The following is an 11464-nucleotide window of genomic DNA, read 5'->3' as shown; positions in this document are numbered from 1 at the left end:
AGTTATTCGGTATTTCCTGCTAACTCAATAAAAATTAAAAAAGTAGAACCATCTCTTTATTCCTACTTTTAGACAGGAGACTATTTATGGAGTTAGTTGGATATGCACGAGTTTCTACACGTGAACAAAAACTGGATTTACAGCTTGATGTTTTACTGGCACATGGCTGAACGAAGATATTCATGAAAAGGAATCGAGAGGTAAAAGTGATCGTCCAGAGTTGATTAGCGCATTGGGGTATTTACGAAAAGGCGATACACTTGTCGTTACTAGACAGACTTGCCCGAAGTACATTTGATCTGCATCGTATTGCGAAACAGTTGGATGAACGCGGAATCCATTTAGTCATCCTGAAACAAAACAAAGATACATCGACACCAACGGGTAAATTGATGTTTACGATGTTAGGAGCCATTGCAGAGTTCGAGAAGGATTTAATTAATGATCGGACAGCAGAGGGCCGAGCGAAGGCAAAAGTGAAGGGAACCCATTTGGGGCGTAAAGGACAGGATGAAAAGCAGGTCAAAAAGGCATTAGCATTGTTCTCGGCAAGAGACGACAACGGACTTAGCGTATATGAAATTTCAAATATGACTGGCGTACCACGCTCTACGATCTATGCTAAGCATAAGGGCGATACAACTAATTCGTGAACCGGCTTCTTCAAATGGCAAGGACTTAAGACTTATTACATTAAAATAAAAAGAGATAGCAGCCTGCCGATCCAGCAGGTGACGATTTAAGGAACAAATAAAAAGCCTCAGTATCACTGCAATTGCAGTAATACCAAGGCTTTTCACTTATTGAGCTTTGTATGGAGGTGAGGGGAGTATTGAAATGTCCATCTAATTTACTAACGAAGCCCACTCACCGATGACTACCCTAGCGGTACATTTCAATGCCGTGCTCCTTCCGCTACGCTCCAGTCCGCGCGGACTGAACCCTCGAGGGGTTCAACTCCCGATCACTTATAAAAAAGAAAAAGCACCCTCAATGGGTGCTTTCTTCTTAGTATGGAGGTGAGGGGAGTCGAACCCCTGTCCGAAAATATTGCCACACAGGCATCTACGGGTGTAGTCACAGTTTTGATGTCACCCGAGCATCGCCCCGTAACCGGCTATGCGTTGGGTCAGCCTGATTGTCTTCCTACGTCCGACCCCAGGCGGAGACCAAACGTCGTATCCCACTATAGTTGAGCCCCTATCCCAGTCACATGGGCGATGCTGAGTAGAAGCACGCTAACAGGTTATTAAGCTGCTAAAGCGTAGTTGTTTTGTGTTTTGCCATTTAATAGGCTTTAGCGTTTTATAGTGGACGCGGCCCCACTACCCGCAACCCGCGCTCAAACTATCCCCGTCGAATCCAAGAACACCCCCAGATTGCCTTCGTAACCGTCAGAGACGGTGAAGGTTAAAAGGACAAGCTGTAGAGCCAAGTTACACTTGAAATCTCTTCGTTACAGTTACTAGTATACCATAAGTAGATGAAATATGAACACTAGGTTCATGGAAGACAAGGTGTTACCTTCCAATACATCCAAGTTATCTGGCAATCTTCTGCTTCTCACGCAATGCGCGTTGAATATCGCGTTGTGCATCTTTCTTGGCAGCAGACTCACGCTTGTCGTATTGTTTCTTCCCTTTACCAATGCCGATGAGCAGCTTGGCGTAACCATTTCGGATATACACCTTCAGTGGAACGACGGTATACCCTTCTTGCTTAGCCTGGCCTAGTATTTTGGCGATTTGCACTTTCTTCAACAACAGCTTACGCGTCCGTGTAGGATCTTCCGGATTGCTGCGATTCCCTTGTTCAAAAGGGCTAATATGCATATTGTGTACAAAAGCTTCGCCATTCCGAATTGTCGAAAAGCTGTCGCCAATGTTGGCTTTACCTGCCCGTAAGGATTTGATCTCCGTGCCGGTCAGGACAAGACCGCATTCATACGTATCTTCAATGAAATAATCGTGTGAAGCCTTTTTATTCTGGGCGAGTAGTTTGCCATCAGCCTTTTTAGTTGCCACGTGAGATCCTCCTCCCGCACGCTAAATGCAGGTAAATCTTGCTACAATGTGCAACCTATTGTAGCAAGATCAAGCCCGAAAAGCAAGAACCGGCGACTATCTCCGCCGCTTCTTGCTACCATCGCCGTCGTCACTCCGACGACGGCCGCCCTTGGCAAGCGCGTTCACACCGCTCGCCCAATCCATCCCGCTGCGCTCCACAGCAGCGCCACCGCCACCACCCGCTTGGGCTTCGCCCCCAAGCGAAACGCCGCGTTTGCCTTCGCCGCCGCGGCTAACTCCACTGTCAGTCCGCCCTGCGCCGACTGACTGCAACCTCTGGCGCAAGCTGCCGCCTTCGCCAATTTTACCGCCTTTTTCGCGATTGTCACTCCAAGGCTTACTGCCACCCTTGCCACGACGCGACTTCCCTTGACCTTCGCCCGTTCCAATGCCAGCAATGTTCTCGGCTTTGCCATCTCCGCTTCCAGCAATGCCTTCAGCTCTTCCTTGGCCTTGACCTTGACCGCCTCTGCCTCTAGATCTTCTACGGCCTTGCTCTGTTCCTGCCGTACCTTCTGTACCTCCAGCACCTTCAGACTTCCCGCGAGCCGCCATCTCAATCCGCCGAGCAGCACCATTATCAGCACGCCCACGCTTCTTCCCTTGATTTCCTGTTGATTGGTTGCCAGAAGCATCGCCCTGATTCGCAGTCCCGCCTTGCCCAACCACAGCACCGCGATCACCGCCAGGTTGCGTTTTCGAGAAGCCACCCTTCCCTTTGTATCCGCCTTTGCCCTTTTCTGGTCTGCCTTTGCCTTTATCGGATCTGCCGTTATCAGACTTGCCGCGGAAACCTTTGAACCCGCCTGCACCATTGAACTTACCGCCACCACCACCGCCGCGGCTATATCCGCCCTCTTTGCGAGGCTTCATATCCAGCAATTCAAAATCAATCGTATGATCATCCATATTCACGCGAGCGACCCGCACCTTAATGCTATCGCCAAGACGATAAATTTTAGATGTCCGCTCACCGATTAACGCATGCTGCTTTTCATGATGATTGTAGTAATCATCGGTCAAATCACTCAAACGAATTAAACCTTCAACCGTGTTATCCAGCTCAATGAACATCCCAAAGCCTGTTACGCTTGAGATAATTCCCTCAAACTCTTCACCGACTTTATCCAGCATGTATTGTGCTTTCTTCAGCGCTTCTGTATCACGTTCTGCATCGACAGCAACACGCTCCCGTTCGGAAGACTGTTGAGCAATGTCATTCATACGTGAAGCTAAATAATCATGCCGTTTATCCGAAAGGGTGCCACTATTCTCCAATACTTCACGAATGACTCGATGAATAACGAGATCCGGGTAACGACGAATTGGTGACGTAAAATGGGAGTAAAACTCCGCCGCTAGGCCGAAATGTCCCAAGCTCTGCGCATCATAACGAGCCTGTTTCATAGAGCGCAGCATCACTTTACTAATCACGGTTTCTTCAGGTGATCCCTTAATATCTTCTAATAACGCCTGCAAAGAACGCGCATGGATCGCTCCCCCTTTGCCTCCTCGCATCGCATAGCCGAAGGTCGTTACAAACTCCATAAAGTTCATCAGTTTCTCAGAATCCGGATCTTCATGGATACGATACAAGAACGGCACTTTCAACCATGAGAAATGCTCAGCAACGGTCTCATTCGCGGCTAGCATGAACTCTTCGATCATCATCTCCGCGACGGAGCGCTCTCTTTTGACAATATCGGTAGGCTTACCATCAGCATCTACAAGGATTTTGGACTCTTCAAAGTCAAAATCAATCGCGCCGCGCTTCATTCGTCTGGAACGCAGTCTAGCTGCGAGCTCTTCCATGCGTTTGAAGTCTTCCATTAAATACGCATACTTCTCTACGATTTCCGGCTCTGCTTCACCAGTCAGCAGCTTGCGTACATTTGTATAGGTCATCCGTTCACTTGTTTTGATCACACTTGTAAAAATCTCATGATTGACGACCTTCAAATCTTGGTCAAATTCCATTTCACAAGACATCGTCAACCGGTCTACACGCGGGTTCAAGGAACAAATCCCATTCGATAAACGGTGCGGCAGCATCGGAATCACACGATCGGTCAAATACACGGAGCAACCGCGATTGTAGGCCTCAATATCAAGTGCCGTACCTTCCCGCACATAGTAGCTCACATCGGCAATATGCACGCCAAGTCGAACGTTACCATTTTCCAAAAGCTCCACATTCACGGCATCATCCAAATCCTTGGCATCTTCACCGTCGATGGTCACAATGGTTTTCGAACGAAGATCACGGCGGCCTTGACCGATGATTTCTTCTTCCGTAATCGAATCTGGTGCTGCATCTGCTTCCGCCAAAACTTCCGCTTGGAAAGCCTCAGGCAATTGATGTTTACGTATAATGGCCAAAATATCAACACCTGGATCATCCTTATGACCTAGGATTTCAATAACTTCGCCTTCCGCCGCAGATCGTCCCTCTGGGTAGTTTACGATTTTCACAACGACTTTCTGACCCGAGACGGCTCCCATAAAAGCATGCTGCGGGATGAAAATATCCCTGGTTACCCGCTTATCATCCGCAATGACGAAAGCATACGTTTCTTGGCTTTGAAAAACACCCACAATCTGCGAATTCGCCCGCGTAATGACACGTACGACCTCGCCTTCCAGACGGCCGCCGCCTTGGCTGCGCGCTGTAACTTTCACAAAAACGATATCGCCGTTCATCGCTGTATTCAGATCATTTGCATTGATGTAGACATCGGGATGCTCGCGATCTTCTGGAATGAGGAAAGCAAAACCCTTCGCATGGGCCTGCAGCTTGCCTCGCACCAAATTCATCCGTTCTGGAACGCCATAACGATCATTCGGGCTTCTTACGATATGACCGCTTTCTTCTAATTTGTTAAGCATTTTGATAAAGTCTTTAAACTCATTTGCACTGCCAATCCCAAAATGTTTCTCAAGCTCTTTATAGGACATAGGCTTATACGCCTCTTCTTGCATGAAACTTACGATTTCATTCTCTTTTATCATGTACCCTCTTCACCTTCTTGTTGTTGTTGAGCCAAGCTCTTGATCGCCGTACCCTATTCCCTCACTCCATAGTATGCCACTTCCAAGGAAAGGATAAACTCTGTTCACATCCATCTTTCCACCTTACTCACGCAACCGAATCGGCGTTTTGGTATACGCACATGACTCCTCTTTCTATGGAGATTAGTTTCTCCAGCACATGCCCATACCAATCCGTCTATCCTCTTACAGCTCATAAAATGAAAAAACAGCAGGAGTATAGTTCTCCTGCTGTTATCGTTTTATGTGTGTTAGCTCTTCACTACGTATGCTACGACAATGGAAAGAATAAAAAATGCAGCAGCAAGCCCCATCGTTGCACGGGACAAGAATAGTTCCAAACCACGAGCTTTTTGTTTACCAAATAAGTGCTCTGCGCCACCGGAAATGGCACCGGACAAGCCTGCGCTTTTCCCTTTTTGTAAAAGGACAATCGCGATTAATCCAACCGAAGCTATGATTAACAAAATTTTCATAAAGATTAACATATTAGCACCCCAATTGCCTATTCTTTGCCTTATACAACTAGCATAAGTATTTTAACATAGTTCGTCCAGGAACACAACAAAACAGCCTAAGCTAAGCATGTCAGCAACTAATCGCGATAGGATCCCATCGTTGCATGTCTACTTGCCTGCCTAGCTCTCTTGCTTCGCCCTAAGAAGGCACTAACCGCTCGCTTCGCACACCACAGCGCGAATAAGGTAAACCCGATCGCCCACACAATGGCGGGTATTCCCGTGTGGTTGGCCAAATTACTCGCATCACCGGCGTTGTTATTTTGCAGCACATAGACGATCAATGAGGCCGGACCAAACACGGACTCCTCCAAGCATAAGAACGCTAGCAGCAGGTAGTAAAAGTCACGCAGCCACTTTGGCGTTAACGCCAGAACCACAATGGTTAGAATAATAAATCCGACCAAGAACATAACGCCATACCCATTACGCACGAATAACACCAAGGACAGAATAGATAGAACAGCCATCACTTGTAAGCCAAGTCGCTGCTTCCCTCTCGCGTAGGCTGAGAAGAGAAACCACGCAAACACTGAGGCTGTCATATAACCCGCCAGTGACACAGGGATGATCGCCCAAGGCTTCGTGATCGTTGATAAGGTCACACCGCTTTGATTACTGTACAGCTCAATATACATGACCTTGCCAGATAGTGCCAAGGTTACAGCCGCATGCCCGAACTCATGTACCATTGTGTCTAGGTTCCGGAAAAAAGAAGAAGGGAGCCAGTGCGTGAGCACCGCGGAACCAATCAGGAACAGGATCGTTTTTACCCAGTTGCTCAAAAGCATGACCTCCATTGCATCGGACGACTTTACCCCCATTATACGCCAAAACGGGCAGGTGTAAGCCACCTGCCCGCAATAAAATTACATACGGATTTTATTATTTAAAGTTTCTAAGATTGTAGAATGCTTTTTTACCAGCGTATTGAGCTACAGTGAACAACTCGTCTTCGATACGAAGAAGTTGGTTGTATTTCGCTACACGGTCCGTACGGGACGGAGCACCTGTTTTGATTTGACCAGCGTTCGTAGCAACAGCGATGTCAGCGATTGTGCTGTCTTCGCTCTCACCGGAACGGTGGGAGATAACTGCTGTGTAACCAGCGCGTTTTGCCATTTCGATTGCATCGAAAGTTTCAGTAAGCGTACCGATTTGGTTAACTTTAACCAAGATGGAGTTACCGATGTTTTCTTCGATCCCTCTGGATAGACGCTCAGTGTTCGTAACGAACAAGTCATCACCAACGAGTTGAACTTTGTTACCCAATTTCTCAGTAAGCAATTTCCAACCTTCCCAATCGTCTTCGGAACAACCGTCTTCAACTGTGATGATTGGGTATTTATCAACCCATGCAGCAAGGAAGTCAACCCACTCAGCGGATGTGAAGGATTTGCCTTCGCCTTCAAGGTGATATTTACCATCTTTGAAAAACTCAGTGGAAGCAACGTCCATACCCAAGAATACGTCAACACCTGGTGTGAAACCAGCTTTTTCGATCGCAGCAAGGATAGTTGTGATAGCTTCTTCATTGGATGCGAAGTTAGGAGCAAAACCGCCTTCGTCGCCAACAGCTGTGTTAAGACCTTTTTCTTTCAATACGGATTTCAAGCTATGGAAAATCTCAGCGCCGATGCGAAGAGCTTCTTTGAAAGTTGGAGCGCCAACCGGAAGAACCATGAACTCTTGAACGTCAACGTTGTTATCGGCATGTGCCCCACCGTTGATGATGTTCATCATTGGAACTGGAAGAGTTTTGGCATTGAATCCACCAAGGTAAACGTACAATGGCACGTCCAAAGCGTCAGCAGCTGCACGAGCAACAGCCATGGAAACAGCTAGAATCGCGTTAGCACCTAGCTTAGCTTTGTTAGGAGTACCGTCAAGCTCGATCATTTTGTTGTCGATGCCAACTTGATCAAGTGCGTCTAGACCAATGATTTCAGGAGCGATGATTTCGTTCACGTTCTCAACAGCTTTCAGAACGCCTTTACCAAGGTAACGACCTTTGTCACCATCACGAAGCTCAACAGCCTCGTATGCGCCTGTGGAAGCGCCTGAAGGGACGATAGCACGGCCGAATGCGCCGGACTCTAGATATACTTCTACTTCAACCGTTGGGTTACCGCGGGAATCCAATACTTCGCGTGCGTAAACATCAGAAATAATTGTCATTGTGAAAAACACTCCTTTAATAATATGAATTTATTTTTATTTCTTAAGGATTGTTGCACCAGTCATTTGCTCTGGTTGCTTCACTTCTAAGAAGTCTAGCATTGTTGGTGCAATATCTGCCAGAATACCGCCATCTCTTAGTGTAACAGATTTGTCTGTCACAATAAAAGGAACCGGATTCGTTGTATGTGCTGTGTTGCGTGATCCGTCTGCATTCGTAACCACATCCGCGTTTCCGTGATCCGCTGTGATGCAGACTACGCCGCCTTTAGCTAGGACCGCTTCAACGACTTTACCTAGACATTCGTCTGTCGCCTCGATCGCTTTCACCGTTGGCTCAAGCAATCCAGAGTGACCTACCATGTCAGGGTTCGCGAAGTTCAAGATGATTACATCATGACGCTCAGCCTCTACTTCTTTCACGACCGCTTCCGCTAATTCGTAAGCGCTCATTTCTGGTTGCAAATCGTACGTCGCAACTTTCGGTGAAGGAATCAGAAGGCGAGTTTCACCTGGCAATTCAGCATCACGACCACCGCTGAAGAAGAACGTAACGTGCGGATACTTCTCAGTCTCAGCAGCGCGAAGCTGCGTCAGACCGTTCTGAGCCAGCACCTCGCCCAGCGTGTTGTCGAGATCCTTTGGTTTGTACGCTACGAAACCGTCTACGGACTCGCTGAACAGCGTCAGACACACGTAGTAGAGGTTCTTAGCTGCTTTAGGACCACGATCAAACCCACGGAAGTCTTCATTCGTAAAGACTTGAGATAGCTGAATGGCGCGGTCAGGACGGAAGTTAAAGAAGATCACCGCATCGCCTGATTCTACAAGTCCTACCGGCTTGCCGTCGTCACCAACGATAACCGTTGGCATAACGAACTCGTCGTAAACGGATTTCTCGTAGGATTCAATGATTGCTTTCATCGGATCCGTGTAGGTTGGGCCATCGCCATACACCATGGCGCGGTAGGATTTCTCCGTACGCTCCCAGCGTTTATCGCGGTCCATTGCATAATAGCGGCCTTGTACAGTCGCAATTTTGCCTACGCCGACTTCTTTGATTTTGTTTAAAAGCTCTTCCATATACCCCTTCGCAGAATCCGGAGCCACGTCGCGGCCATCCAGGAATGCGTGGATGTAAACTTCATTGAACTCTTCTTTCTTCGCTAAGTCCAATAGAGCAAATAAATGCTGAATGTGACTGTGTACGCCGCCGTCAGAAAGCAAACCGTACAGGTGAAGCTTCTTGCCATTTTCTTTGGCATGACGCACAGCACCTAGAATCGTTTCATTGTCGTAAAATTCACCATCACGAATCGATTTCGAAATCCGCGTCAGGTCCTGATACACAGTACGGCCTGCGCCGATGTTCAGGTGTCCTACTTCAGAATTCCCCATCTGGCCTTCTGGCAAACCTACAGCCTCACCGCAAGCCGTGAGGGTTGTATGAGGAAACGACGACCAGTAACGGTCGTAGTTCGGCTTTTTAGCATGAGCAACCGCATTCCCCTGCTCTTCTGAGCGGAGTCCGAAGCCATCGAGAATGATGAGTGCTACCGGTTTCGGTCTGGACATGTTACTTCGCCCCCTGGACGAGTTGGATGTAGGAAGCAGACTCTAAGCTCGCTCCGCCTACAAGTGCGCCGTCGATGTCAGGCTGTGCCATGTACTCAGCGATGTTGTTAGGCTTCACGCTGCCGCCGTATTGGATGCGAACTACGTCTGCAACTGCTGAGCCGTAAAGACCGCTAACCAATGTACGGATGTAACCGATCACGTCTTGTGCATCTTCAGCAGTGGAAGATTTACCTGTACCGATTGCCCAGATTGGCTCGTATGCGATAACAACTTGTGCTGCTTGCTCTGCGCTCAGACCAGCGAAAGCTGCTTCTGTTTGTACTTTACAAACTTCTTTCGTTTGACCTGCTTCACGCTCTTCCAACTTCTCGCCTACGCAAAGAATTGGTTTCAAGCCGTGTTTGAAAGCCGCAACGACTTTCTTGTTCACGATTTCGTCGGACTCAGCGAAGTAAGCTCTACGCTCGGAGTGACCAATGATCACATACTCAACGCCAAGATCTTTCAGCATCACGCCGCTGATTTCACCTGTGAATGCGCCGTTATCTTCAAAGTGAAGGTTCTGCGCGCCAATATGAACGTCTGTACCTTTTGTAGCTTCAACAAGTGCAGGCAAGTTTGTGAAAGGGGAGCAAATAACGCTCTCAACGCCTTCTACTGTGCTGCCTTTTACTTCGTTCACGAAGCTGATCGCTTCAGAAACGGTCTTGAACATTTTCCAGTTACCCGCGATAATCGGTGTTCTACTCATGGTTAGGCTCCTTAAAGTTATTCGTCAGAATAACTGACGTCGTAAGCATACGCTTGTTTTTATGAAAAATAATTTCTTATTTGTCGTTTAATGCCACTACGCCTGGCAATGCTTTACCTTCCATGAACTCCAAGGAAGCTCCGCCGCCTGTGGACATGTGGTTCATTTGCTCAGCCAAATGGAATTTCTCAGTTGCAGCAGCGGAATCCCCACCACCGATTACTGTGTAACCCTCAGTTGTTGCACAAGCTTGTGCTACTGCACGTGTACCATGGGAGAAAGGCTCGATTTCGAATACGCCCATTGGTCCGTTCCAAACAACTAACTTGGACTTTGCGATAACGTCTGCATAAAGCTCACGTGTTTTCGGCCCGATGTCAATGCCTTCCCAATCTGCAGGAATGCCGTCAATGTCAACGATTTGCGTGTTTGCATCTGCGCTGAATTTATCAGTAACAACGATATCTACAGGAAGCAGGAAGTTCACACCTTTTTCTTTTGCTTTCGCAATAAAGCTAAGCGCCAAATCAAGCTTCGAGTTATCAAGAAGTGATTTACCGATTTCATAGCCTTGTGCTTTCAAGAATGTATAGGACAGACCGCCACCAATCAAGACGTTGTCTGCAATGTTCAGGAGGTTTTCAATCACGGCAATTTTGTCTTTTACTTTGGATCCGCCCACGATCGCTGTGAAAGGACGCTCTGGGTTGTTCAGCGCTTTGCCTAGAACATCAAGCTCTTTCTCCATCAATAGACCGGAAACAGCTGGAATATAAGCCGCGATGCCTGCAGTCGAAGCATGTGCACGGTGAGCAGCACCGAAAGCATCATTCACGAACAGATCAGCTAGATCAGCGAAAGCTTTTGCAAGCTCTGGATCATTCTTTTCTTCGCCTTCGTTGAAACGAACGTTTTCAAGTAAAAGAACGTCGCCATTTTCAAGCGCATCTACTTGTGCTTTCACGATTTCACCAACGGATTGATCCGCTTTGATCACGTTTTGACCCAGAAGCTCAGCCAATTTAGCAGCTACCGGCGTTAAACGAAGCTCTTCAACCACTTGTCCGTTTGGACGACCAAAATGGGCAGCAAGAATGACTTTAGCGCCTTGCTCTACTAAGAATTTAATCGTAGGAAGCGTTTCTCTGATACGTGTATCGTCGGTGATTTGACCGTTTTCTACAGGCACGTTGAAATCAACGCGAACAAATACTCTTTTACCAGCTACTTCAACATCGCGAACACTTTTCTTATTCATCGTAAAAGCCTCCTGAGCATGTATGGTTTTCTTCCGGGTCTAACTTTTTCTATGTGTAAATCGCACA

General features: G+C 47.5%; 8 protein-coding genes, 1 other RNA gene and 1 pseudogene. 1 reads left to right on the top strand and 9 read right to left on the bottom strand.

Going from position 1 to position 11464, the window contains the following annotated elements; all coding sequences use genetic code 11:
• Positions 1-86: 86 nt before the first annotated feature.
• A pseudogene (locus AC58QG_RS31955) lies at positions 87-653 on the top strand (recombinase family protein).
• A gap of 358 nt (positions 654-1011) precedes the next feature.
• On the opposite strand, the gene ssrA reads toward AC58QG_RS31955, so the two are convergent.
• From ssrA to AC58QG_RS31910, 9 genes are all read right to left on the bottom strand, one after another.
• Positions 1012-1376, bottom strand: a transfer-messenger RNA (tmRNA) gene (gene ssrA / locus AC58QG_RS31950).
• 165 nt (positions 1377-1541) lie between these two features.
• Positions 1542-2024 (bottom strand): SsrA-binding protein SmpB, encoded by a 483-nt coding sequence (gene smpB / locus AC58QG_RS31945; protein WP_028555549.1) that lies wholly within the window; start codon positions 2022-2024, stop codon positions 1542-1544.
• A 96-nt stretch (positions 2025-2120) separates the two neighbouring features.
• Positions 2121-5075: a ribonuclease R gene (gene rnr / locus AC58QG_RS31940; protein ID WP_497366060.1), complete on the bottom strand. Its 2955-nt coding sequence runs from the start codon at positions 5073-5075 to the stop codon at positions 2121-2123.
• A gap of 290 nt (positions 5076-5365) precedes the next feature.
• Positions 5366-5602 (bottom strand): preprotein translocase subunit SecG, encoded by a 237-nt coding sequence (secG, locus tag AC58QG_RS31935; RefSeq protein WP_056611230.1) that lies wholly within the window; start codon positions 5600-5602, stop codon positions 5366-5368.
• A gap of 107 nt (positions 5603-5709) precedes the next feature.
• Entirely contained in the window at positions 5710-6423 is a 714-nt protein-coding gene (locus AC58QG_RS31930) for a M50 family metallopeptidase (protein WP_497366175.1), read from the bottom strand.
• Between the two features lie 94 nt (positions 6424-6517).
• Complete coding sequence (eno, locus tag AC58QG_RS31925; RefSeq protein WP_497366059.1) at positions 6518-7810, bottom strand: phosphopyruvate hydratase; 1293 nt, start codon at positions 7808-7810, stop codon at positions 6518-6520.
• Positions 7811-7846: 36 nt separating this feature from the next.
• Positions 7847-9385 carry a 2,3-bisphosphoglycerate-independent phosphoglycerate mutase gene (gene gpmI, locus AC58QG_RS31920; protein WP_497366058.1) on the bottom strand — a complete coding sequence of 513 codons (1539 nt, stop codon included), beginning with the start codon at positions 9383-9385 and terminating at the stop codon, positions 7847-7849.
• Position 9386: 1 nt separating this feature from the next.
• The gene (tpiA, locus tag AC58QG_RS31915) at positions 9387-10139 is read right to left on the bottom strand and encodes a triose-phosphate isomerase (protein WP_497366057.1); all 753 of its coding nucleotides are present in this window, start codon (positions 10137-10139) and stop codon (positions 9387-9389) included.
• Positions 10140-10215: 76 nt separating this feature from the next.
• Complete coding sequence (locus AC58QG_RS31910) at positions 10216-11397, bottom strand: phosphoglycerate kinase (protein ID WP_497366056.1); 1182 nt, start codon at positions 11395-11397, stop codon at positions 10216-10218.
• Positions 11398-11464 lie beyond the last annotated feature (67 nt).

The sequence above is a fragment of the Paenibacillus sp. J22P169 genome (genome assembly GCF_059691995.1).
This window is presented reverse-complemented; position numbering and strand designations above follow the sequence as displayed.